The organism is Pauljensenia sp. C0254C2, from assembly GCF_056583835.1.
Map to the genome: position 1 here is coordinate 58276 of NZ_JBWPJO010000004.1, position 24293 is coordinate 82568.

Consider the following 24293-nt stretch of genomic DNA (forward strand, 5'->3'; position numbering starts at 1 on the left):
AACGATGGCAGGCAGCCAAGCGCTTTTTATGGCAGGAGGTGCATACATGACGACACAGTCACAGCCAGTGGCTATTGAGCTGCTCGGCGACCAGGATTTTCAGCCGCCAGCTAATCGGATGGCCGGGGCGGGCACAGCCGGCCTGCAGGAGCTGACCGACCTTGAGCGAACAGATCGTCTGCGCCGTATGCGCGAAGGAACACTCGGGTCGATTCACTCGTGGGAACTCGTGACCGCGGTGGACGGACCTGGTACCCGCATGACGATTTTTCTCAACGGGTGCCCGCTGCGCTGCCTGTACTGCCACAACCCTGACACTCTGAATATGCGCGACGGCCAGCCCATCGAGTCCGATGAACTGTTGCGCCGCATTAAGCGCTATCGCAGAATCTTCCGTACCACCGGCGGCGGAATCACGCTGTCGGGCGGCGAAGCACTGATGCAGCCTGCTTTTACTGCACGCATCCTGCGCGGCGCCCGTGAAATGGGTATTCACACGGCGCTGGACACTTCCGGCTTCCTGGGTGCGATGGCAACCGATGAAATGATCGAGGACACGAACCTGGTGCTGCTCGACGTGAAGTCCGGTGATCCTGATACCTACCGAAAGGTCACTGGCCGCGACCTGCAACCCACCATCAGTTTCGGGGATCGCCTGGCTCAGCACGGCACCGAAGTATGGGTACGTTTCGTCCTGGTGCCGGGTTTGACCGACGATCCGGACAACATCGACCGAGTGGGACGGATCGTCGAAAAGTGGCCGAACGTGTCCCGTCTGGAAGTCCTTCCGTTCCACCAGATGGCGATTGACAAGTGGAAGAACCTGGGGATGACGTACACGCTGGAGGACGTCAAGCCCCCGAGTGTGGAGCACGTGGATAAGGTGCGCGAGCAGCTGCGCCGCTTCGATATTGCAGCGGTGATGTAGCAGTGCCTCGCGCCACCCTTGGCGTGGGTTCCGTCACCCGCGCTCGGGGTGTCAGCGCAGCGGCCTCGAGCCACTACACTGGAAGAAATCTATGACGATTGCCAGCACAGATGGGTGGGAACGATGACACGTACACTTTCCGGACACGATATTGCTCTGCGCGCAGGCGCATACACCGCTCACGTGGTGTCGGTGGGAGCGGCTCTTGCTTCCCTGACGTTCAACGGCCGCGATGTCACGCTTCCGTTCGACCCGAACGTTTTGACGAAGGGCTACTTCGGCAAGACGCTGGCACCGTGGCCCAACCGCATCACCGAGGCGACGTACACGTGGAACGGTGAGCGCATGGACGTGCCGCGAAACGAAATCGAAACCGGGGCAGCTCTGCACGGGCTGGTGTCCTGGACCGACTGGACCGTCGTACACTCCGATTCTGATTCAGCGACCATGAGCACATTCCTGCCGCCGCAATACGGCTACCCCTTCGCCCTCGACCTGTCGGTGACGTACGCACTGAGCGCGGAGCGCGGCCTGAGCATCACGATCTACGCGAAGAATGTGGGCAGCGAACCTGCCCCCTATGGTTGCTCACACCACCCCTACATCACGATCGGTCAGCAGTCGATCGACGCGATGACGCTGACGGTTCCGGCCGGCAAGGTTTTCGATGTCGATAAGCGTTTGGCACCCGTCGAGCTGAAAGATGTGGAAGATCTGGATCTGGATTTCCGCTCCGGGCGGCTCATCGGCAGCCAGTCGGTCGATCACGCGTTCACCGAATTGCCCGACGGCACGTGGCAAGTCAGCCTGTGTGACGAGGGTGGCTCATCCGTGTCGGTCACCTCTGACGCGCCGTGGGTTCAGGTGTACTCCGGTGATCAGCAGGGACGTATCGCCACCGCTGTTGAGCCGATGACTTGCCCGCCTGATGCGTTCAATTCCGGGATCGACCTGATCGTGCTGGAACCGGGCGAGGACTACTCGATGACGTTCATGATCAGTGCTGACTTCGTCGAGTGAGCACACTGACACTGTGACGGATCCGGGGTCGAGTGCCAGCGAGCCCCGGCGATCGCTGTTTGATCTGATCACACATCCACCGGACCTGCCTATCGTGTCAGTCCTCGATCAGGTGACGCGCGCCGCGCACCCGGGGACGTTTGCCGTCGTGTCAGCCACCGCCGGGTCCGGTAAGACGACGCTCATTGCGCCCGCTGTCGCAGCGCGCGTCAGCGGCACGGTGGTCTGCACGCAGCCGCGACGTATGGCTGCGCGCGCTTCCGCCCGACGAATCGCCTCCCTGCTGGGTGAGCGTGTGGGGGAAACGGTCGGGTTCACGGTGCGCGGCGAGCGCGCCGTCGGCCCGCACACGCGTATCGAGATGGTCACCCCTGGCGTGTTGGTGCGCCGCCTCCAGGCTCATCCGGATTTGCCGGGAGTGAGTGCCGTAATTCTGGACGAGTTCCATGAGCGTGCGCTCGACTCTGATCTGGCCCTGGCGTTCCTGCTCGATGTACGGCAGACACTGCGTGAGGATCTGACGATCTTCCTCACCTCGGCAACGCTGGATATGGCGCCGACACTGACTTTCGTCCGCGCCCACGCCTGCGAGTGCGAGGGTGCAGATGTCATGACGATTGAGGCGCCGGGCGTGCTGTTTCCACTGGAACAGTCGTGGGCGCCTGCTGCACCGAGCGTTTCTGCTCTCGCACCTGTCGGTGGCAATGGTCGAGTGGGAGTAAGTCGAGAGTTCCTGGCTCACATGGGTCGCGTTGTCGATGAGACTGTGCAGCGCACCAGCGCAGATGTCCTGGTCTTTGTGCCAGGTGCACGCGAGATCCGCATGCTGATTGATGAGTTGCGTGCGCGTCTGCGAGGCGACGTGGAGATAGTGCCTCTGTTGTCCGCTCTGTCGGCGGCCGAGCAGGACCGTATCCTGACACCTGTGCCTGAGGGCTGCGAGCGACGGCGACGCGTCATCGTGTCCACGTCGATCGCTGAATCGTCACTGACTGTTCCCGGAGTGCGCGTCGTTGTTGATTCTGCGCTGGCTCGCCACCCGTCCATTGACCCGGCACGCGGTGTCACCACCCTGGTCACAGTGCCAGCGTCACGAGCTGAGATGGTCCAGCGTTCAGGGCGTGCAGCCAGGCTCGGCCCTGGCTGGGCGGTGCGGTGCTGCGCGGAAAATGAGTGGGCGCGCCGCCGGCAGACCCCGGCCCCGGAAATCGTGGAGTCTGATCTGACTGATGCACTGTTGCAGTGCGCGGTGTGGGGCGTGCGCGACTTTGCTGACTTGCCGTTGATGGATCAGCCCCCCTCGGGCAATGTCCAGGCTGCTCGCGAGGCGCTGGTCGCTATCGGGGCGCTCGACACTGAGGGCGCGCCCACACCTCATGGCGAGATGATTGCGCGACTGCCGGTCGCACCCTCGCTTGCTCACGCACTGGCAGCCTGCGCGCCGGTCATCGGGGTGGAGGCCGCGTGTGAGTGTGTTGCGATCATTGATGAGCAGATTCGCTGTGACAACGCCGATCTTGCTGCCAGCGTGCGCCGTCTGTGCCACTCCTCGCACGCCGAGTGGTCGCATATACGCGACCAGTCGGCGCGACTGACACGCCTCATGGGTCGATACGCTGCCGACATGTCGCGCCACGCACCTGCAGACCAGCTCAGCCGTGATGACCAGCTTGCCCTCGTCGCGGCCACCGCTCACCCGCAGTGGATCATGCGTAGGCGCCGCGATTCTCCCTTGTCCTACCAGTCGGTGTCCGGTCTGGGAGCGTCCCTGCCCGCTACCAGTCCCCTCGCCGGACAGCAGTGGCTGGCGGTGAGCGATATGACACGGCCGTCAGGCAGTTCAACCGCGCTGATCCGGGCGGCGCTCCCCCTCAGCGAGGATGATGCGCTGGGGTGTGCGGGCGCCCTTGTCCATGAGGACACGCGCGCCTGGTATGATCCGGCAGCACAGCGATTTCGCGGCGAACAGGCCACCATGCTGGGTGCTATTCGACTCGCGTCACGGTCACTCAGGACGCTGCCGCCGCAGACTGTTCAAGATCTCATGGCGCAGGTCTTCAATGAGCACGGAATGTCAGCGCTGACGTGGACACCGACCGCCGTGCAGTTGCGTGCCCGCATGGCAGCGCTCCACGAGACTGTCACAGATCCGTGGCCGGATGTGTCGGATGCAGCATTGGCCTCGAGTTTTCCGCAGTGGGGAGCTGAGGATTTACCTGCCTTGGCTTCGGGAAAACCACTGACCAGCATCGATACGATGCGACTGTTGCGTTCGCTGTTGCCCTGGCCTCAGGCTGCGCGACTGGATGAACTGACTCCGCCCGATATTGAGATTCCAACGGGAGCACGTCGGCGCATTGAGTGGACTGAGAACGGGCCGACGCTCACGCTGCGAGTCCAGGAAGCATTCGGGTGGACGTCTACGCCCAGATTCGTCGACGGCCGAGTTCCGCTGATTATTCACCTAACCGATCCGGCCGGTCGTCCGGTGGCGATCACTTCCGATCTTGCGTCGTTTTGGGCTGGTCCCTACCAACAGGTTCGCTCCGAGCTTCGCGGCCGGTACACGAAGCATGCCTGGCCTGAAGACCCCCTGGCGGCTACTCCCAGCTCGCGCGCAAAGGGACGAGGGCGATCCCGCTGAGATTGTTGAACGGCGGTTGTTGAACGCCGAGGGTTCGCCGGGGCTGCTCAAAGAGCGAAGGATTCCCGCCGGCGCTGCCTGTGGTGGCCTGGACAGACAACGTGGCGCCCACACCACACGGTGCAGGCGCCACGTTTGAGTGCGACATCGGATGCGGTTGCACCCGGTGCCATCCTCACTAAATCAGGAACGCGTCATGCGTCGCGAAGCTGTCAACGCTCCAGCCCCAGCAAGCGCAAGACCGGCCAGTGCCATCGCGGGCACCGATGCGCCGGTACGGGCAACGCTGGGCTTTGCACTGTATGCAGCTGGCTGCTTATTTTGCTCGTCGTGCTTGCGGGTCGTGTCCAGAGTTCCCTGAACAGCCACCGTCACATCGTCATCAGCACGCGCATCGTTATTACGTCCCCACGCGTCGACTGCAACATTCAGCTTCCTGTCCGCAGTGAATGCCTGAGCGACTTTCAACTCAGCTTCCAGAAAGGCAACTTGCGAGTCGAAGGCGCCAGTCCCGTCAAGGGTGGCCACGGACCGACCGTTGACTCGCAAAGCAGCTTTCGTGTAGGGCCCGGAGACTGCTGCACGAATCCTGACGTACTCACCCTGGGGAGCAACTTTCGCATCCGCAATGGCCTTCCACGACTGGCTCTCAGAGTCCCAGTACTCCACTCCCGCAACCGTCGGCTGAGGCTGATTCACTGTGACAGCAGCCAGTGCGTCCACCAGACCGGTGCCACGGTATTCCTTGCCGTCTGGCGCCTCTGCGTTGTTCGGGTCGGCCAAGACCGTGTAGCGGCCACCTGCCTGTTCACGCAGAAGGTTTGCTGCCTGGTCAGCACTCAGCGTCGGGTTAACGGACCGCAATAGTGCTGCAACGCCTGCGGCATGTGGCGACGCCATAGATGTACCGCTCTTCGATGCGTACAGTGCAGTCTTATCCCACCAGTCGAAACCAAGTGGAATCGTTGAGAAGATTCTCGATCCAGGTGCGGCGACATCAATAGCATTCGCGCCGTAGTTCGAGAAGTATGAGCGAATGAAGGGTCCGTCAAGCGGATCTGAACCCTTTGGCTTTTCCACCGAAGAGACCACGACTACTCCGGAAAGATCGCTGGGAAGGTCCACGCCTCCCACTGACGAGCGGTTCTCAATTGCAGCTCCAGCCACATCATTCGGGCTGCCACTGTCTGTCGTCGCGTTGTCAATGTCGCGATCGTCATTGCCGGCAGCCGAGATGTTGAGCACGTCGTGGTCGTGGGAGTAAGCAACCGCGCGAGTCACGGCCTCCAGGCCTGCAGCCTGGTTTTCTTCAGTGGGAAGCCAGTGTTCCCACGGATCGGTGAAGTATGAATTATTGGTCACCGCGATGTCGTGTTCTGCAGCCCAGATGAAGCTGCAGGTAACGTATTCGGGGTAGAACAGACCATCAGCGTTTCCTGCCTTAATCGCGGCAAGTTTCGCATGCGGTGCTACACCGTCAACGCCGATCCCATTGTGCGCTGCAGCAATCGTTCCGGCGACGTGTGTCCCGTGATCAGATCCAGATGTCGGGGAGGGCTGCCATGCCTCAAACGAGGTGTCAGGAATACCATTGTGAGAGCATCCAACGGATTTGCTGTGATCGATCTGGTCCTTGAGGTCTTCGTGAGTTCCATCGATACCGGAGTCGATGACACCGACGGTGACCGGCTCAAGCATGACATCGACGGCCGCTGCCTGGTCGGCACGGACAGCCTTCAGACCCCACGCTTTTTCGGATTGAGGATCGGGTGTGTACTCCTGGTCCAGTTCACTGTTCTTTTCAAGCTGGCTGCGACCCGTCATCCTCGTCGATGTGCCTGACTGCCCTGACGGGGCTGAGTCTTGAGCCGCTTCCACGACAATCTCGTCACCTTTAACCTTGGCGTAGCGGGTGGGTCCGACGTTCGTCAACGGCACCTTCTTGTCGGCCAGTGTCGTGCGCACGTGCTCCGCAAAGTTTCTGTCAGCTGTCTGAGCAAAGAATGAATCGATCTGCGGGTACTGCTGCAGGATCACGGCACCCGTGTCACGCACGGCCGCCACGGCAGAGTTAAACTGATCTGAACTGACGCCGCGCTCGAGGTTAATCGCAAAATTCTGGACGTAGGGAACACCTGGCTCAGGATCGCTCGCATCGTTCGCCTGGGGGGTTCCCTCGTCTGCCGCCCTGTCTGTTGCGGCCGGCTGGTTCGCCGCTACTGGCTGTCCTGACTGGGCGCCATCAGGTGACTGAGGGGCATCTCCAGATTGAGCAACTTCCACTTCTGCACCGTCGTCAGCTGGTGTTCCAGGCTGGGCACTCCCCACTCCCGTGACGACGCCAGCGCTGGCCACGCCAAGAGCAACCGTCACTGCTGTCAGCCGGGCAGCCCGCGTTACATTACGCTGCACACGCATTCTTGACCTCACTTTTACCATGTTGAAAGAAATCTGAGAGTTTAACTTCAGATAAACCGCAGGTTAAGTCAGATGCATTCAAGAAAGGCGCAAGGTTTCACATTCTGATTAGTTTGTCCACAACGTGATCACACACTACAGGTGTCAATATCTTCTGGTCTAAACTACGCCTGAACTGCCGCGACACACAACAACCCCTACGCAACACGCAGTTCTGCCAGTTTAAACGCTCTTTACTCAAATTCGTCCGGATGCGCCCCGATTCGGCCGCTTTCACTGTGGAGGGCATCGATCGCCTCCAAGTCAGTTTCCGGCAGGCTCACACCAGCTGCAGCCAGGTTTTCCTCCATGCGCTCAGGCGACGTGGTCTTGGGAATGACCACGCGACCACGTTGCATATGCCACGCCAGAACAGCCTGCGCCGCGGTGACACCGGCACGCTCAGCGATGTCGAGGATCACCGGGTCCTCGAGGTCGCGCGCCTGGCCCAACGGTGAGTACGCTTCGATGACCATTCCCCGGTTACGAGCATCGGACAATACGTCAGGCTGCGAGAAAGACGGATGAACTTCGGTTTGTAAGATCACCGGTGTCACGCCCGTCTCGTCGCGTAGACGGTCGAGGTGATGAGGCAGAAAGTTGGAGACGCCCAGCGCGCGCACGGCTCCCGTGTTGAGCATGCGGATCATGGAACGCCACGTTTCGACAAAAAGATCTTTCGAGGGAACCGGCCAGTGAATCAGATACAGGTCGATGACATCGAGACCAAGCGCACGTCGGGAATTATCCAGCGCCTCAATGGCTCGGTCAGCACCGTGATCGCTATTTTGCAACTTCGTCGTCACGAAAATATCGGAACGCTCCAGACCTGAACGTCGAATCGCCTTACCAACGCCGGCTTCATTGTGATATCCAGCGGCAGTGTCGATGTGCCGATATCCCGCCTCAATCGCCTGTTCGACCCGTTCTGCAGTTTCCTCAGGCGGTATTTGGTAGGTACCAAAACCAACTTGCGGGATGGTCATTCCCTGTTTCAACACAATGTCATTCACGTGAGAGGTCGAATCAGCCATGCATCGACCATAACGCACTGCGCCGCTGGTGCAAGTGGCATTGACGTAATAGGGCGCACAGCTGCCAGTGATCCTGAAGCTTCACCCAGCTTCACGCAGGTCAGGCGAGGCCCACGTCGCAGGCCAGTAGATCTTCCACGCTTTGGGAACGCACGATAACCTCAGCATTCCCGTCGCGCACGGCCACAACGCCTGGCCGCGGCACCATGTTGTAATTCGACGCCATCGACCAGCCATAGGCTCCCGTCGCCAGCACCACCAGCAGGTCACCGCGATGCAGGTCAGCGGGCAGGTCGACGTCCTTCACGACGATGTCACCGGACTCGCAATGCTTTCCAACCACTCGGCAGCGCACCAGCGGAGCACTAAGCCGCCGATTCGCCAGCGTGACGGAATATTCCGCGTCGTACAGTGCGGGTCGAATATTGTCCGACATTCCCCCGTCGACAGCCACGTAGCGGCGCACCAGATCGTCACTGACCTGCACGTCCTTCACCGCACCCACCGTGTACACGGTGACCGTTGTCGTGCCGATCACGGAGCGTCCTGGCTCCACGCTCACTCGCGGGACTGGTTCGTGATAGCGCTCAGCTTGTGCTCGAACGGTTGTAGCCAATTCACGCGCCACCTGCGCAGGTGTGGGTGGAATCGGGTCGGTTGACGTATAGGCGATGCCCAGTCCCCCACCCAGATCGATGTCATCGACGAGGACACCCAGTTCCTCATGAATCCTGTGGCGGAAAGCCATGACTATCCGTGCGGCGTGGGCAAAAGGCTCAGCCTGAGCGATCTGCGAGCCGATATGGTTATGCAGACCCATCAGCGTCAGGTTCGGAGCATCCAGAATCGCACGGACGACGCTCATCGCATCGTCTCCTGCCACCGATAGACCAAATTTCTGGTCTTCGTGGCTGGTTTGAATCATCTCGTTGCCACCTGCATGGATGCCGGTCTTCACTCGAACCATGACACGCGCTGTCACGCCGCTCTCGGCCGCAATGCGTTGAATCTGATCCACTTCACCAGGTGAGTCCACGAAGATGCGGGCAATGCCGCGGCCGTTACCAGCAGTGAGCGCCACACGGATTTCCTCGTCCGACTTATTGTTCCCATGCAGGCCGATCCGCTCGGGGTCCACGCCGCTGCGCAGCGCACTGGTCAACTCCCCGAAGGTGGAGGTGTCGATGCCCATGCCACGTTCAGTGGCGGTGCGGGCCACGTGGGAGCACATGAAAGCTTTGGCGGCATAGAATGCGTCGCCACCGTTCATGCCGTATCCGTCCCAGAATTCCTCGGTCATGGTGGACGCCCACATACGAGCGCGAGCCTGAAGGTCGCGGTCATCCAGAACAAAAAGCGGCGTGCCGAACTCTTCGGCCATCTCCGTCAGCGCGCACCCACCGATTTCGATGACACCATCATCTGTGCGGCGAGCTGACCACGGCCACATGTCCGCACGCTCGGAAGGCTCGGGACAGACGAGGGTATCAACGGTTGCTTTTGCTGGCACGCTGGGGATCAGAGTCGGGTCGTCCTGTGCATCATGTGCTGACATCGTGGTCCTCTTTCTCGATTCCTGGCGCTGGACAAGCTGCGTGCACTACATGCGCTCAGGGGCGCTCACTCCCAGCAGTGCCAGTCCGTTACGCAGAACCCGCGTCACCGCATCGTTGAGCCACAGGCGGGCCACGTGGGACTCGGTCACGTCCTCGTCAGCGCGAGGGGTGACGCGGCACTGCCCGTACCATGCGTGGTACGTCGCAGCAAGTTGTTCGAGGTAACGGGCCACACGATGAGGTTCACGCATTGAAGCGGCCTGCGCAACAAGCGCCGGGAATGTGGCAAGCACTCCGAGCAGTTCACTGTCGGCAGGATGGTCCAACGCGGACGGGTCGAATCCGGCGTCTCGGCTGACACCGTGTTCAGCTGCATTACGCGCCACGTTGCAGGTTCTGGCGTGTGCGTACTGCACGTAGTAGACAGGGTTTTCGTTTGTGTGCGAGGACAGCAGGTCCAGGTCGATGTCCACGTTTGAATCCATCGATACGCGCACCAGTGAGTAGCGCGCGGCGTCAACGCCCACAGCATCCACCAGGTCATCAAGGGTGACGATCGTGCCGGCTCGTTTCGACATGCGCACCGGTTGTCCGTCCTTGACCAGGTTGACCATCTGGCCGATCAGGATCTGCATGTTGACACCTGGCTTGTCACCAAATGCTTCGCACATGGCCATCATGCGGCCGATGTAGCCGTGGTGGTCAGCGCCGAGCAGGTAGATTGCTGCGTCTGCTCCGCGGGAGCGCTTATCCAGGTAGTAGGCCACGTCGCCTGCGAAGTAGGCAGCCTGGCCGTCCGACTTGATGAGGACGCGGTCTTTGTCATCACCGTAATCGGTGGTGCGCAGCCAGACGGCGCCATCCTCGTCAAACACTTCGCCGCGTTCGCGCAGGATTTCGATGGCACGTGTGACGGCTCCGGAGGTATGCAGGGAGTCTTCGTGGAAGAACACGTCAAATTCGGCGCGGAAGGCGCGCAGGCGATCCTTGATCTGCGCGAACATCAGGTCAACGCCGCGAGCGCGAAATGCCTCGACAGCCTCTTCATCCGGCAGTGTGGCAGGATCAGGCTCCCCTGCTGCCGCCGCATCGTGACGCACCTGGTCTGCGATGTCCTGAATGTACTGGCCGCCATACCCGTCCTCGGGCGCTTCCTGACCGCGAGCGCGCGCCACCAGTGAGCGGGCGAAACGGTCAATCTGGGAGCCGTGATCGTTGAAATAGTATTCGCGCGTGACTTCTGCGCCGCTCGCGCTGATCAAGCGGGCCAGCGAATCGCCCACGGCCGCCCAGCGTGCGCCACCCAGATGAATCGGGCCGGTCGGGTTGGCCGAGACGTATTCGAGGTTGATATGCGTGCCGGCAAGTGAGTCGTTGCGCCCATATGCTTCGCCTGCTTCCACGATGGTGCGCGCAAGCTCGCCGGCACTGGCTGCGGCCAGTCGGATGTTAATGAATCCCGGACCTGCGATCTCAACGCTGTCGATCCCCTCGTTCTCACGCAGTGCGTCTGCCACGACGGTGGCCAGAGCACGCGGCGCGGTGTGTGCTTTCTTGGCCAGTTGCATCGCAACGTTGGATGCCCAGTCTCCGTGTTCGCGTTGCCGAGGGCGTTCCACGGTCACTGTTTCAGGGATGTCAGCCTCATCCAGGGTGATGGTGCCGGCGTGGGCGGCATCGCGCACAATACGCGTGATCAGTGCAGAAAGTTCTTCAGGCGTCATGGTTCAAGATTAGACGGCATCGGCACCGTGCTTCCACTCGTTACCGCACTGTGGCGCACCCCGCGTTCAATCTCTCATTGAGCGCCTGCCTGTGAGCGCCCCGAACAGGACTCGAACCTGCGACCTTCTGCTCCGGAGGCAGACGCTCTATCCGCTGAGCTATCGGGGCCAACGCCTGTCGATTTTAGCACTTCCGCCTGCAGTGGCGCTCCCCTGCTCACGCGCACAGCCAGTGGAAAGGATCACCCGGCATTTAGTCGCGCGTAGGCCGCCCTCGTGCATCGTTGAAATTGTCGAGGGTGTCCGCGTCGCTGATGATCTCTCGTTCGTGACGACCTGATCGTGGGACGCGCTGTAGGGAGCGGCGCACCGTCACGATCGCCCACGCCATGAATGCGATGACAATGACGACCAGGATCAGAGCAATGATGGGGGCGACCACGGCGAGCAGTGAGATCCCCAGGGACGCCGTGTCCTCGCCTGCGGAGATGAACGGAGTGGCCAGGCCTGCGGTTGCCACATTGGCGATCGGACGCGCGGATGCTTTCGTCAGGTGGACGACCAGCGCGATCACCAGTCCGATGACGATGGGCAGCCAGTTGGACGTGTCGGCAAAAAACGAGTCCGGGTCGTTGGTGGCAACCGTTTGTGCACCCACACCAGAGGCGAAGACAATGCCACCGGATGCCGGCCGAATGAATGTGTGCACGATATCGTTGACTGAATCGAGGGCCGGGATCTTGTCAGCGACGACTTCGACGACTAGAAGGACTGCGAGGATTCCCAGCGACCACCATGATGACAGCCAGTTCCACGCGGGTGGCAGATTCACCCACGACGTGAATTTGTCCAGTACGCCCATGATGAGCAAGGGAATGTACGCGTTCAGGCCGGCAGCACTTGACAGGCCGGTGGCAGTCAGAATCTCCATAGGTTGATTTTCGCACCGCCGGACGTCGCATCGCTACTTCTGTGTGCAGTAAACAAATATCAGAGGCGCGCGAGTTCCAGGGCCATCGTGGGCCGGTCGGTAATAATGCCGTCCACTCCCATTCGCCTGACGTGTTCAATATCCGCGGCAGCGTTCAGTGTCCACACGTGGACAGCCAGGCCATGTCGGTGTGCCGTGGCAATGAAACGCGGCGTGACCACGCGAATCCCTCTAAATGCCAGTGGCACTTGTGCGGCAAGCACTCCCTGGTCAGGTCCAGGAACGTTCCATGTGCGCGCACTTGAGGCGGTCGAAGCTGCGCCCATGAGCCTCGCGATCCCTGACATTCCCAGCGACGTGGAAGCGAAGGGGCGGGCGTGGCGAACGCGGCGCAGACGCGGCTCACTGAACGAGGCAAGGACAACTCGATCCCACGCCTCTGCCTGATCAATGACATGGATCAGCGGGTCGACGACCTCATCAACCTTTGCATCAATGTTCCATCGCGCCAGCGGCAGTTTGCTCAGCACGTCTTCGAGTCGTTCAACCGGCTCACCGTTGGCCGTATCAAGGCTGCGGATCTGGTCGAACGTACGTTGCGCAATAGTGACCGGTTCACCGTGTGTGACCTGTATGGAGGGGTCGTGGTGGACGACAACGACACCGTCCAGCGTCAGGTGCACATCGGTTTCCTGGTGGATCACGCCCGCGTCGATGGCTCCGCGGAAGGCGCGCATCGTATTTTCGGGCCTCTCGTCAGCTCCGCCTCGGTGAGCGATGATGAGTGGTCCTCGCTCATCTGCCCGCTGGGAATTTACTGACATACCTGATCCAGGAAATGTGCCTGATGCTCCGGCATCCACTGCATCGGATCGACCGGCGTGTCATCTGCCGTACGGATTTCAAAGTGCAGGTGCGGCCCTGTGGACCATCCTTCATTGCCCACCGCACCGATCACCTGACCGGCCGTCACGGTGTCGCCTTCCTTCACCAGCACGTCACTGGAACTCTGATGGGCATAAGCCGAGTAGTACACGGTTCCGTCAGGGAGGCGGTGCTCAATACGCACGTAGGATCCTGAGCGGGAGTCCTGGCTGAATTCGACAACCGTGCCGTCAGCAATCGCGTGGATTGGCTCTCCCAGCGTGGACGCCATATCAACGCCTTCATGCATGAGGAGCTGGCCTGAGATGGGTGAGACGCGCATGGAGAACGGTGAGGTCACTTCGTAGCTGCCCTGCTTCAATGGCCACATGACATTGGCAGATTCACGCACCGCACGGTTTCCGTCAGCGGCACCTTCTGCTTGCACACACGGGTCGACGTCCAGTGGCTGGCGTGCTCGTGAACGAGATGCGGCACCGGCGTACGCCTCGAGCGTCCCAGCATGCGTGGTCGTGCTTCCAATCGTCGCCCAGCTGGTCTGAGCAGGCCCGCTGTAGGTGGCTGCGACCGGCTGGTTGGACACATCCTGCGGGCTGAGGAATGCACTCAGCGGGATCGCAATTCCAATAGTGGCGACAGCCAGGACGCTGAGAGCCAGCGGTTTGCGGGTGCGTAGGCGGCTCGACGGCGCATTATTCTGCCTCGTATAGGCTGTCGTGGTGCGTCGCACGCGTCGTGAACGTGTTGGACGAGCGTGGCGATCAGCCCGTTTGGGAAGCGCGGCCAGTCCGACCAGAGCCTCATTTCGCGAGGTGTCAGCCGCTTCGTCGTCGATTGACGAGGGCGACGCGTCCGCATGCAGCGAGCGGCGAGATGGGAAAGGTGAGATCACGCTGAGCGCGTCGATGGACTCAGGGCGTGTGTGCTGGTGGATCGTGCTGCGACGAGGAAACGGGGAGGCGATAGTGTGACCCTGTTCAGGTACCGTGTGTGGCGCATCGATTTGCGGTGTCAATTCCGCAGATCCCATGCCCGTTCCTTCCTGAATTCCACAGATATCGCCCTCGACGCATCGTCTTGTTGATTGCGCCGCATAGCACTGACATCAATATAACCCGCGACAGCTCTGATCACAAAACTATAACGGCCTGTGACCGAGGCTAGCTGATGCACTGCCAGATGGGAAGCCTAATCCGCGTGAGACGCACGGGTCATTCATCACATCAGGTCGCCAGTAGGCACCATCACGCACGTTGCACTCCCCCGCCGAGATCTCTGCCGCACAGTGTCACCCGATCTGTCCGCGCTGCAGGGAATCCCTGACTTCACCGACCAGGTCTTCGAGTATGTCCTCCAAGAACAATACACCGATGACTGCCCCCGATTCCCCCATCACCAGTGCACAGTGTGTCCCCGACTTCTGCATGCGTCGCAGGGCGTCTTCCACTTCGTCATTTTCATGGACGCGATCCATCTTCCGGATCCTCCATGCGGTGATCGGCTCCAGACGCTCCTTTTCAGTATCGGCATAGAGGATGTCCTTGAGGTGAATGTAGCCGATGATTTCGTCGCCGTCTCCAGTCACCGGGAAGCGTGAGAATCCCGTTTGCGCCACGAGGCGCTCGACATCGTGGGGTGTCGCGTCGCGAGGAACCGTGATCAGATCGTCGAGGGCGACCATGTCCGACTTCGCGGTTTCTTCAGAAAACTCGAGTGCTCCGCTGAGCAGTCCCAGGTCGTCCGAGATTGTTCCTTCGCGCTCCGACAGCTTGACGATCGAAGCGACTTCTTCGACGGTGAAGGTCGCGGAAATTTCCGACTGTGGCTCGATTCCGCGGATCTTCAGGAACCAGTTCGCTGCGTTGTCCATTGCATGAATAACACCGTGCAGTACGTGTCCCATCGCGACGAGCGGCGGAGCCAATATCAGCAGCGCGGTGTGCGGCATGGCGATCGAGATGTTCTTCGGCACCATTTCCCCGAACACCACATGTGCGAACAGGACGATCAGGAGGGCCACAACAAACGCGACAACGTGAGCGCTTGCTGACGGCATTCCGATTGCCACCAGCGGGTCGTGAATGAGGTGCGCGATCGCCGGTTCAGCAACGAATCCCAGTGACGTGGAGGCCACCGTAATACCCAGCTGGCAAATCGCCAGCATGAGGGAGACATGTTTGAGCGCGTACATCGCCTGCTTGGCGCCGCGCACGCCTTTGTCACGCAGAGGCTCAATCTGTGATCGCCTGGTCGAGGTGGTGGCGAACTCACCCGCCACGAAGAACGCGTTGATGGCCAACAGCAATATGGTCAGAAAGATGCCAAGTGCGGGGCTCATATCAGCTCATCCTCCTGCTCCTGATCATCGGTCTGGGGAGGCTCCACTTCAATTTGCGTGACGCGCCGGCCCTGCATCTGCGTGACAGTCAGGCGCACACGATCGACCACCACTGTGTCGCCTGTTTCGGGGACGCGACCTATATTGTCAATGATCAGCCCAGCCAGGGTTTCGTAGCCGCCCTCGTCGGGGACGATAATTCCGAGCCGTTCGGCCAGCTCGTCGGGCCGCAGCCTGCCGGGCACCAGGTATGTGCCGTCAACTTGGGTGCGTATACCGAGGCGACGATGATCATGCTCGTCGGATACCTCTCCGACGATTTCTTCCACGACGTCTTCCAGGGTGACGATGCCGGCAACTCCGCCATACTCGTCCACCACAACAGCCATCTGCAGGCCCTCTTCACGCAGGTGAAGCAGCAGCGGAGCAAGAGACATCGTCTCGGGCACTTTCGGGGCGGGGTTGAGCAGAGAGGACGACAGGACGGACACGTCAGAGCGTTTCTCCCACGGCACAGCAACCGCGCGGCGCAATGAGACAAAACCGAGCACGTCATCACTGTCATCACCAATGACGGGGAAACGCGAGTGACCAGTTTCCTTAGACAGTGCCACGACGTCAGCAGCTACCGCGTCGGATCCAAGCGTGCACAGCAGTCCTCGATCGGACATCACGTCCACGGCGGAGAGCTGACCGACTCGAATAGAGTTCGTGAACAAAGATGCGGTGGAGGTGTCCAGTGTTCCTTCTTCTGCACTGTGACGCACGAGGGCGGCCAGTTCGGACGCCGACCGGGCAGAGGAGATCTCTTCCTGGGGTTCAATGCCTATTAGCCGCAAAATCGCGTTCGCTGTGCCGTTGAGCAGGAAGATGATCGGTTTGCAGATCCACGTGAACGCCATCTGGAATGGCACCACCATACCGGCGGTTTTCAGCGGATGCGCCAGAGCAAGGTTCTTGGGCAGCAGCTCACCGAAGAGCATCGAAAATGCATTGATGAGCACGGCTGAGACGAGTACGCCGATTGTTCCAGCAATGGCGCTGGCCAATCCCACGGATATCAGGCCGTCGTTGATCAGTCGGGTCAGAACCGACTGAGTTGTATAGCCCAGCAAAATAGTTGTCAGCGTGATTCCGACCTGGGAACCAGATAGCTGGGTGGACAACGTGCGTGTGGCTTTCAGGACTTGTGCTGCGCGCTTATCGCCTGCTGATGCTCGCCGTTCGACGGATGCCTGGTCAAGTGCAACCAAAGAAAACTCCGAGGACACAAAGATGAAGGTGCCGAATGTCAGCACAACTCCGAGCAGCAAGAAAATGATGTCTAAAACCACGAGGCAACCTCATGTGTGTGCGACTGACTGGGCACACCGCTAGGCATCATTAAAGTGAATGTCAAGGGGCAACTGTCACTGTCCATGATGACCAATAGTGTACAGGCAAATGTTCGGGCATGAACAGTGGTGGACATGCGGCGCGGCCACCGTCGTAGCAATATGTAAAGGAATAGACAAGTATTGGGTGGGTATTTGGCCAGCACACGCACAGTTTGACAAAAACTCGATAAATTATCTCAATATCGAGAGACTTCCTCACAAAACCCTCTATGCTGGAGGCGAGCAAACCTCACGTTTCCACGATAGGAGTGACCACGGTGGACGCCTCCGATCAACACGAATCAACTCATGAGTCCGAAAAGGATCAGCAGTGGTGGATTGACCACATGAGGGTCCAGTACGACGAGGATCCCAGTTCAGTTGACGACGCCTGGCGCGAGTACTTCGAGGCTGTCGACGCCCTCGAAAAGGCTGACGAAGCCGATGTGCGCGTCACAGCTGAAGAGGACATACAAGCCAGCGAACCGGACGGCGACGAAGCCGACCAGACTTCGGCAAGTGACGTTGCCGACGAGTCGGAGGAAGAGCGTCCAGCCAACACGATGCTGGTCACACGATCCGACCTTCCTCCCGCACCACTGGCGCAGACCAGTGAAGCCACCTCGCCCTACACGCGCATGACGGCGGTGCGCGCGGCCACTGAGCTCAATGAGGATGCGCGGACCGAAGATCGTACCGATCTGTTGAAGGGCATTGCACGGGCAACGGCGAAAAACATGGACCAGTCGCTGACGATTCCGACCGCCACATCTGCCCGCCAGGTACCGGCAAAACTGCTGATCGAAAACCGTTCACTGCTCAACCGCCACTTGGCTCGCACGACCGGCGGCAAGGTCTCGTTCACTCACCTGATCGGATACGCGTTGGTGGAAGCCATGTGCGAGATGCCGTCAATGAACGTGCGCTACTCCACCGACAAGAAGGGCCGGCCGCAAATTGAGCGTCTCGCGCACGTCGGTTTCGGGCTGGCGATCGACGTGGCGCAACCCAACGGGAAGCGCTCGCTGATGGTGCCGGTCCTGCAGGAAGCGGACACACTGACATTTCTCGAGTTCGTTGCCGCCTATAACGACACGGTGCGTCGTGCTCGCGATGGTGAACTGACCCCGGATGATTTCCAGGGCGGCACCGTGACCCTGACGAATCCCGGCACGATCGGCACGACGACATCTGTTCCGCGCCTGATGACAGGTCAAGGACTCATCGTCGGTGTCGGCGCGACGAACTACCCCGCCGAATTCGCGGGCGTGTCCCCTCGCCGTCTGGCTCAGCTCGGCATCGGCAAGACGATGTTCCTGTCCTCCACCTATGACCATCGCATTATTCAGGGTGCGGCATCCGGCGAGTTCTTGCGGTTGATGGACAACAAGCTGTCCGGCAAGGACGGATTCTGGGATCGCGTCTTCGATACCTATCATGTCCCCCACCCGCCTTATCACTGGGAGCCTGATCGCGAATACGACATTGAGCGCGAAAAAGGCAAGCCTGCACGTATTGCGGAATTGATTCACGCATACCGCTCGCGCGGGCACCTTGCTGCTGACACTGACCCGCTGGCTTATCGTGTGCGGCGCCATCCTGACCTGGATATCACCAGCTACGGCCTGTCGGTGTGGGATCTGGATCGTCAGTTCCCCACAGGCGGTTTTGGCGGGGAATCCTACATGACGCTGAGGGAAATCCTCGATCGTTTGCGCGATACATATACACGCACCATCGGCATTGAATACATGCACATTCAGGATCCTGAGCAGCGCAAATGGGTCCAAGAGCGCATCGAGAAGCCCTACTCCGTGCCCTCGACTGAGGAACAGCGCCACATTTTGTCTACTCTCAATCACGCGGAGGCATTCGAGGAGTTCCTCCAGACCAAGTACGTCGGGCAGAAGCGGTTCTCACTGGAGGGCGGCGAATCGCTGATTCCACTGCTTGATGCGATCCTGTCGGATGCAGCACAGGCCGGTTTACCTGAGGTGGCTATCGGAATGGCTCACCGCGGCAGGTTGAACGTACTGGCCAACATTGCCGGCAAGTCCTACGGGCAGATCTTCTCTGAGTTTGAAGGCAACGAAAACCCGCAGGACGAAGGCTCCGGCGACGTGAAGTACCACCTGGGCACTGAAGGCGTGTTCAGCCGTGAAGACGGTGTGGCCACCAAGGTGTATCTGGCTGCAAACCCGTCGCACCTGGAGGCCGCTGACGGCGTCCTCGAAGGCATCGTGCGCGCCAAGCAGGATCAGCTCCATGACGATGATTTCTCGGTTGTGCCGATTCTGATCCACGGCGATGCCGCCTTCATTGGCCAAGGAGTCGTGCAGGAAACACTGAACCTGTCTCAGCTCAAGGGATATCGAACCGGCGGCACGATCCACCTGATCGTCAACAACCAGATCGGTTTCACAACCGGCCCGACATCGGGACGTTCAACCCGTTACCCGACGGACCTGGCCAAAGGCCTGCAGGTGCCGATCCTGCACGTCAACGGCGATGATCCCGAGTCAGTGGTGCGCATGGGACATCTGGCAATGGCCTATCGCGAGCGCTTCCATAAGGACGTGATCGTGGATCTGGTGTGCTACCGCCGACGCGGCCACAACGAGGGCGACGATCCGTCGATGACGCAACCCGTCATGTATGAACTGATCCGTCAGATCCCATCAACCCGCACCGTCTACATGCGTAACCTGATCGGACGCGAGCAGCTGACCGAAGAAGAGGTCGAAGCATCCATCAAGGAATACGAAGACGAGTTGAACAAGATCCTCACGCAGACCCGTGAGGAAGGCTGGCAGGTTCCTGAATCCCAGCTGCCTGGCCAGGGCATGATGATCGGTTGGGAATCCCCCGTTCCGGCAGGCGCCATCGAACGCATCGGTGAAGCATTCAACACCTTCCCTGATGGCTTCGTTCCCCATCCCAAGATGCTGAAGCTGTGTGAACGGCGTCAGGAAATGGCGACGGGCACACGCCCGATCGACTGGGGCTTTGGTGAGCTGATCGCTTTGGGCTCGCTGGTCATGGAAGGAACTCCGGTGCGTTTTTCCGGACAGGACGCCCGTCGTGCAACGTTCGTCCAGCGTCACGCGGTTCTACATGACCACAACAATGGCCGCGAGTTCACTCCGCTCAACTTCCTCACCGACGATCAGGCGATCTTCGAAATCTACGATTCGCCCCTGTCTGAGTACGTCGTCATGGGATTTGAATACGGCTACTCGGTTCAGCGTCCTGATGCGCTGGTCGTGTGGGAAGCACAGTTCGGTGACTTCGCCAATGGCGCCCAGTCAGTGATCGATGAGTTCGTCAGCTCATCTGAGCAGAAGTGGGGACAACGCTCCTCGGTTGTCCTTCTGCTCCCCCACGGCTATGAAGGGCAGGGCCCCGACCACTCGTCAGCGCGCATTGAGCGTTATCTGACTTTGGCCGCTGAAAACAACATGTGGATCTGTCAGCCGTCGACACCGGCACAGCATTTCCACATGCTGCGCACGCAGGCCTACAGGCGCCCTCGTAAACCCCTCATTGCGTTCACGCCCAAGCAGCTGCTGCGTCTGCCCGCAGCCAGCTCGTCGATCGACGATTTCACGTCCGGTCACTTCCTGCCCGTCATTGGCGAGGTCGACCAGCGCGTCACCGATGTCAATCGCGTGGTGTTGTGTTCAGGCCGTCTCTACTACGACCTGGTCAAGGAACGTGAGGCGAAGGAAGCATGGTCGACTGCGATCGTGCGCGTCGAGCAGTACTACCCCAAGCCGATCGATGAGATTCGTGAGCAGCTGGATCGCTACCCAGGTGCTGAGGTTATGTGGGCGCAGGATGAGCCCCGCAACCAGGGCGCGTGGCCGTTCATGGCGCTTAACGTGTTCACCGAACTGGGCGTGCAGCCCATCGTGGTGTCGCGTCCTGCGTCCGCTTCCCCTGCGGCAGGCCGGGCCTCCACCCACAAGCGCCAGCTCGCTGAACTGCTCGCCACACTCTTTGGCAAGGACTGACCTGCTCGCTTCATAGACGCCTCGTGCTCCTCGATTTGCGCCTCTCGCGCTCGAGGGGCACTTGGCATGTGAGCTCCGCTTCTGTACCATCCGCCCCGTCATCTAAGCAGGACTCTGGGCATTTAGCGCGCGGGCCTGAATCTGCGGAACTTCTTCCTCACTCCTCACAGGCCCGTGCACAGCTGGTGTGTGAACCTCGATCTGCGGAGCTTCTTCGTCGTTCCCACATGCCTTTGAACACCTGTCGCGCCAGAATCTGACCTGCCAGCTTGCGTTACATGTGATGGGCGCTGCGAGCGGCTAATCTAGTGGAAGGTGCATGAAGGAGGAAACCAGTGAAGCGCATCTGCGTGATCGGTGATGACTTGGTCGCCGGAATCGGTGACCCCCGAGCCTTGGGGTGGGTTGGACGCGTCATTGCACGCACCCGTTTTGCCTCAGCCCCCGCCGTCATGCCCCTCGCCGTTCCTGGAGAAACAACCGCAGGTCTCGCTGCCAGGTGGGAAAGTGAAGTCAACGCGCGGATTTCCTCATCCGACACATTGCACATGGTGGTAGCCGTTGGTGCGGCCGACGTGCCCAGTGGGTTATCCACACCGCGGTCACGCCTGAATCTGGCCAATATTGTGGACCGTGCGCGCGAGCGCGGCATCTCCACGCTTGTGGTCGGCCCGCCGCCTCTGGCCGGAGCCCAGCAGCAGCAGCTGGCGGCCCTTGACCGAGCATGTGCGGAAGTGTGTGACCGCCGGGGTATCACCTACGTGACGTGCCTGGAGCCCCTGGTCGCACATGACCAGTGGATCGCTGACATGGCCGCATCGACAGCCCGCTCCCCCCATGAGCTCACGTTGCCGGCGCAAGCCGGATACGCGCTGATGGCGTACCTGGTTCTTCACCAAGGCTGGTTTGAGTGGGTGGACGCTGACCCGATGCCGTAACAACCTGCCGGCCGCGGCGAGGTTGCCGCGCTGGTCAGAGCCACCCTCCAACGATTTCGAGGATCAGTTTCAGGTTGAGGATTGTCAGCACGATGGTGGACACCCATCCCAGGATTGCGACCCATTTCGCGTTGACGAAGCGCTCCCCCATGATTTTCTTCGACGATGTCAGCCACACCAGCGGCACCATTGAAATCGGCAATGCGATGCACAGGAATACCTGCGATCCCACCAGGAGTTCTTCGAGGGCGACCTCGGAACCATTAAATGCAATCGTGCAGACCAACACAGGAATCACAGTGATGACGCGGGTGATGACGCGGCGCGCCCACAGCGGAATGCGCAGCCTGATGAAACCCTCCATCACGATCTGGCCCGTCAGCGTGCCGGTAATCGTTGAGTTCTGGCCCGAGGCCAGCAGTGCGACAGCGAAGAGCGTGGACAGAACCGGGCTGGCAACTGTACCTGCCAGCGAGGGATTCTGGAGCGCATCGTAGAGCGAGCCGAATGTGGACAGGTCCTCGCTGGAACCGAAGAAGAGCGCAGCACCCAAAAGCAGCAGGAGGCAGTTGATCACGAACGCTGCACCCAGCTGGATGTTCGAATCCCACGTAGCGAAACGTACGGCGCGAGCCTGGTCGCCCTCGTCATGTCGGTTGTAGGAACGAGACTGCACGATGGATGAATGCAGATACAGGTTGTGGGGCATGACGGTTGCGCCCACAATGCCAAGTGCCATGGTGAGTTCGCCGCGGCTCAGCGTCTGGGGTGACGGCAAGAAACCCTTCGCCATGTCGGGGATGCTGGGTTGCGCAAGGATGACCTCGTACAGGAAAACCGCCATGATCGTCAGAATCAGCGTGACGACGATGGCCTCAATCTTCCTGAAACCGACGCTCATCAGCAGCAAGAGCAGCAGCACGTCGAGGACGGTGATGAGGACACCGACGATGAGCGGCAGTCCAAACAATAAGTGCAAGGCGATAGCTGCGCCGATGACTTCCGCCAGGTCGGTCGCCATGATGGCGAGCTCGGTGACGACCCATAGGACGAGCCCGAGTGTGCGCGAGGTGTGGGCGCGCGTAGCCTGCGCCAGGTCCATGCCGGCAACGATGCCAAGTTTGGCTGCCATGTACTGCAGCAGCATCGCGATCAGCGAGGAAACCAGAATGACGTTGAGCAGCAGATACCCGTATTGCTGACCGCCGCCGATGGAAGTTACCCAGTTGCCCGGATCCATGTAACCTACCGCGACCAGGGCGCCCGGGCCCGAAAAAGCGAAGAGTTGGCACAGGAAGCTCGCATTCTTATCAGGGATCGCCACAGTTCCGTTGATCTCCTGCAGAGACGGCCCGTTAGCAAGGGTCACTAAATGTCGGCGACCGTCTGTGCGCGGTGCTGCATCGTCGCGTCCAGTCGTGCGCACTCCACTCTCACGTTTCACGTGCATTTTCTCTTTCTCTTTATCAATCCCTCGGTGCGAGGAATCCCCTCAAACGCCTGGCCTCGAATAAGCCCAGGCAGCTTCCCAGAGGCACGGCGTGAGAACTCCTCGCAGGATCTCACGGATATACGATACCTCGTTTTCGGCTAACCGTAATTCATCTGGAGATCGCTGCGCCACATATCACAGCGGCTCTCATGGCCTAGGACCAGCGACCCCAATGTGGATCTCTCGATGCACATACCCCTAGATTTAAGGTCTCTCGTTGCACATACCCCTAAATTTGACTCGCAAAATGCACATACCCCTAGATCAAGCGTCAGCGAAGATGCCCACAGACAGCCTCATAGGCTGTGACCAGCGCTTTTGGAAACTGGCCCGAGGACAGGGTTTTTAAATCTAGGGGTTCGTGCACAAAAACGCGAAGATCTAGGGGAATGTGCACCTGCCCAAGTTAGATCTAGGGGAATGTGCACCTACTCGAGCTAGATCTGCGCTTGCGGAGCCGAATGTCAGCCCTTCAAGTCCACAACCGGCGTGTACCGCTCACGCCATACAGACATTCGCGCATTAACCCACATTTCGGGCATTAACCCGGTATTAACCCCATTCCAACGCGCTCCCCGCCCGCGACCGCCTGTCGCCCCAGGCACATAAAAAAGCCCAGCACCATGAGATGCTGGGCTTTACTCGCACGGCCTCAGGATCGTGAGATCCGGTCAGTGACGTGCGTCAGATTAGCTTGCTCGCACACCAACTAGCAGTTGGGACGCTTGCCATGGTTGGCAGCGTTCTTGCGACGTGCACGGCGCTTACGACCACGCTTCGACATCACGGCCTCCTCAAATTGTTGAATCAACTTGCCCAGTTTTCCATAGACTGACCCAAGTCACAAATATCTCAGGCTAATCGAAACCAATCTCACGTCCCCGGCCTTGGTACTCTCCTCCACTGCCCCGGCATTCACGCCCGTCGACCCTGGCTCTCAGGTCCACAAGCCCTGCC

The 24293-nt window shown here is 60.0% G+C and carries 16 protein-coding genes and 1 tRNA gene; 5 read left to right on the top strand and 12 right to left on the bottom strand.

The genetic code is table 11. The features are described 5' to 3' along the window. Nucleotides 1-46: 46 nt before the first annotated feature. The 3 genes from pflA to hrpB all read left to right on the top strand — a co-directional run bounded on the left by pflA (nt 47) and on the right by hrpB (nt 4592). Nucleotides 47-928, top strand: a complete 882-nt coding sequence (gene pflA / locus AC1DA5_RS04340; RefSeq protein ID WP_480289337.1) for a pyruvate formate-lyase-activating protein — start codon at nt 47-49, stop codon at nt 926-928. Nucleotides 929-1051: 123 nt separating this feature from the next. Continuing rightward, on the top strand, nt 1052-1948 hold the full coding sequence (locus AC1DA5_RS04345) for an aldose-1-epimerase (RefSeq protein ID WP_058237823.1): 897 nt from the start codon (nt 1052-1054) through the stop codon (nt 1946-1948). Between the two features lie 13 nt (nt 1949-1961). After that, nucleotides 1962-4592 carry an ATP-dependent helicase HrpB gene (gene hrpB, locus AC1DA5_RS04350; protein ID WP_480289339.1) on the top strand — a complete coding sequence of 877 codons (2631 nt, stop codon included), beginning with the start codon at nt 1962-1964 and terminating at the stop codon, nt 4590-4592. A gap of 183 nt (nt 4593-4775) precedes the next feature. Here hrpB and AC1DA5_RS04355 read toward each other — a convergent pair whose 3' ends face one another. The 10 genes from AC1DA5_RS04355 to AC1DA5_RS04400 all read right to left on the bottom strand — a co-directional run bounded on the left by AC1DA5_RS04355 (nt 4776) and on the right by AC1DA5_RS04400 (nt 16851). Continuing rightward, entirely contained in the window at nt 4776-7004 is a 2229-nt protein-coding gene (locus AC1DA5_RS04355) for a S8 family serine peptidase (protein ID WP_480289340.1), read from the bottom strand. Between the two features lie 239 nt (nt 7005-7243). Continuing rightward, complete coding sequence (locus AC1DA5_RS04360) at nt 7244-8083, bottom strand: aldo/keto reductase (protein ID WP_092648689.1); 840 nt, start codon at nt 8081-8083, stop codon at nt 7244-7246. Between the two features lie 100 nt (nt 8084-8183). Next, a complete protein-coding gene (gene lysA, locus AC1DA5_RS04365; RefSeq protein WP_058237001.1) occupies nt 8184-9638 on the bottom strand; it encodes a diaminopimelate decarboxylase in 1455 nt (484 codons plus the stop codon). 45 nt (nt 9639-9683) lie between these two features. Next, the gene (argS, locus tag AC1DA5_RS04370; RefSeq protein ID WP_058237002.1) at nt 9684-11363 is read right to left on the bottom strand and encodes an arginine--tRNA ligase; all 1680 of its coding nucleotides are present in this window, start codon (nt 11361-11363) and stop codon (nt 9684-9686) included. Nucleotides 11364-11459: 96 nt separating this feature from the next. Further along, nucleotides 11460-11532: transfer RNA gene (locus AC1DA5_RS04375), tRNA-Arg, on the bottom strand. 84 nt (nt 11533-11616) lie between these two features. Beyond that, nucleotides 11617-12294: a DUF4126 domain-containing protein gene (locus tag AC1DA5_RS04380; RefSeq protein WP_074026192.1), complete on the bottom strand. Its 678-nt coding sequence runs from the start codon at nt 12292-12294 to the stop codon at nt 11617-11619. A gap of 59 nt (nt 12295-12353) precedes the next feature. Further along, nucleotides 12354-13118, bottom strand: coding sequence for a glycerophosphodiester phosphodiesterase family protein (locus AC1DA5_RS04385; RefSeq protein ID WP_070726404.1), 765 nt, complete (start codon nt 13116-13118; stop codon nt 12354-12356). Continuing rightward, on the bottom strand, nt 13109-14209 hold the full coding sequence (locus AC1DA5_RS04390) for a M23 family metallopeptidase (protein WP_058237004.1): 1101 nt from the start codon (nt 14207-14209) through the stop codon (nt 13109-13111). Before AC1DA5_RS04390 ends, AC1DA5_RS04385 begins: the two co-directional genes overlap by 10 nt. 258 nt (nt 14210-14467) lie before the next feature. Continuing rightward, entirely contained in the window at nt 14468-15517 is a 1050-nt protein-coding gene (locus AC1DA5_RS04395; protein ID WP_058237005.1) for a hemolysin family protein, read from the bottom strand. Continuing rightward, nucleotides 15514-16851, bottom strand: coding sequence for a hemolysin family protein (locus tag AC1DA5_RS04400; RefSeq protein WP_092648700.1), 1338 nt, complete (start codon nt 16849-16851; stop codon nt 15514-15516). Before AC1DA5_RS04400 ends, AC1DA5_RS04395 begins: the two co-directional genes overlap by 4 nt. A 272-nt stretch (nt 16852-17123) precedes the next feature. Here AC1DA5_RS04400 and AC1DA5_RS04405 point away from each other — a divergent pair, with 272 nt between their 5' ends. Together AC1DA5_RS04405 and AC1DA5_RS04410 are read left to right on the top strand one after the other, a co-directional pair. Then, nucleotides 17124-20906 (top strand): multifunctional oxoglutarate decarboxylase/oxoglutarate dehydrogenase thiamine pyrophosphate-binding subunit/dihydrolipoyllysine-residue succinyltransferase subunit, encoded by a 3783-nt coding sequence (locus AC1DA5_RS04405; RefSeq protein ID WP_092648701.1) that lies wholly within the window; start codon nt 17124-17126, stop codon nt 20904-20906. Between the two features lie 335 nt (nt 20907-21241). Next, nucleotides 21242-21844 (top strand): GDSL-type esterase/lipase family protein, encoded by a 603-nt coding sequence (locus AC1DA5_RS04410; RefSeq protein WP_058237007.1) that lies wholly within the window; start codon nt 21242-21244, stop codon nt 21842-21844. Between the two features lie 34 nt (nt 21845-21878). Here AC1DA5_RS04410 and AC1DA5_RS04415 read toward each other — a convergent pair whose 3' ends face one another. After that, on the bottom strand, nt 21879-23288 hold the full coding sequence (locus AC1DA5_RS04415) for an Nramp family divalent metal transporter (RefSeq protein ID WP_227469278.1): 1410 nt from the start codon (nt 23286-23288) through the stop codon (nt 21879-21881). Between the two features lie 757 nt (nt 23289-24045). After that, on the bottom strand, nt 24046-24120 hold the full coding sequence (locus tag AC1DA5_RS04420; RefSeq protein ID WP_371935780.1) for a 50S ribosomal protein bL37: 75 nt from the start codon (nt 24118-24120) through the stop codon (nt 24046-24048). Nucleotides 24121-24293: the final 173 nt, after the last annotated feature.

Coding starts and splice junctions, on each gene's coding strand:
- AC1DA5_RS04390 (WP_058237004.1), bottom strand. CDS start 14,209: ATGGGATCTGCGGAATTGACACCGCAAATCGATGCGCCACACACGGTA.
- AC1DA5_RS04345 (WP_058237823.1), top strand. CDS start 1,052: ATGACACGTACACTTTCCGGACACGATATTGCTCTGCGCGCAGGCGCA.
- AC1DA5_RS04380 (WP_074026192.1), bottom strand. CDS start 12,294: ATGGAGATTCTGACTGCCACCGGCCTGTCAAGTGCTGCCGGCCTGAAC.
- argS (WP_058237002.1), bottom strand. CDS start 11,363: ATGACGCCTGAAGAACTTTCTGCACTGATCACGCGTATTGTGCGCGAT.
- AC1DA5_RS04385 (WP_070726404.1), bottom strand. CDS start 13,118: ATGTCAGTAAATTCCCAGCGGGCAGATGAGCGAGGACCACTCATCATC.
- AC1DA5_RS04360 (WP_092648689.1), bottom strand. CDS start 8,083: ATGGCTGATTCGACCTCTCACGTGAATGACATTGTGTTGAAACAGGGA.
- lysA (WP_058237001.1), bottom strand. CDS start 9,638: ATGTCAGCACATGATGCACAGGACGACCCGACTCTGATCCCCAGCGTG.
- AC1DA5_RS04405 (WP_092648701.1), top strand. CDS start 17,124: ATGCTGGAGGCGAGCAAACCTCACGTTTCCACGATAGGAGTGACCACG.
- AC1DA5_RS04395 (WP_058237005.1), bottom strand. CDS start 15,517: ATGAGCCCCGCACTTGGCATCTTTCTGACCATATTGCTGTTGGCCATC.
- pflA (WP_480289337.1), top strand. CDS start 47: ATGACGACACAGTCACAGCCAGTGGCTATTGAGCTGCTCGGCGACCAG.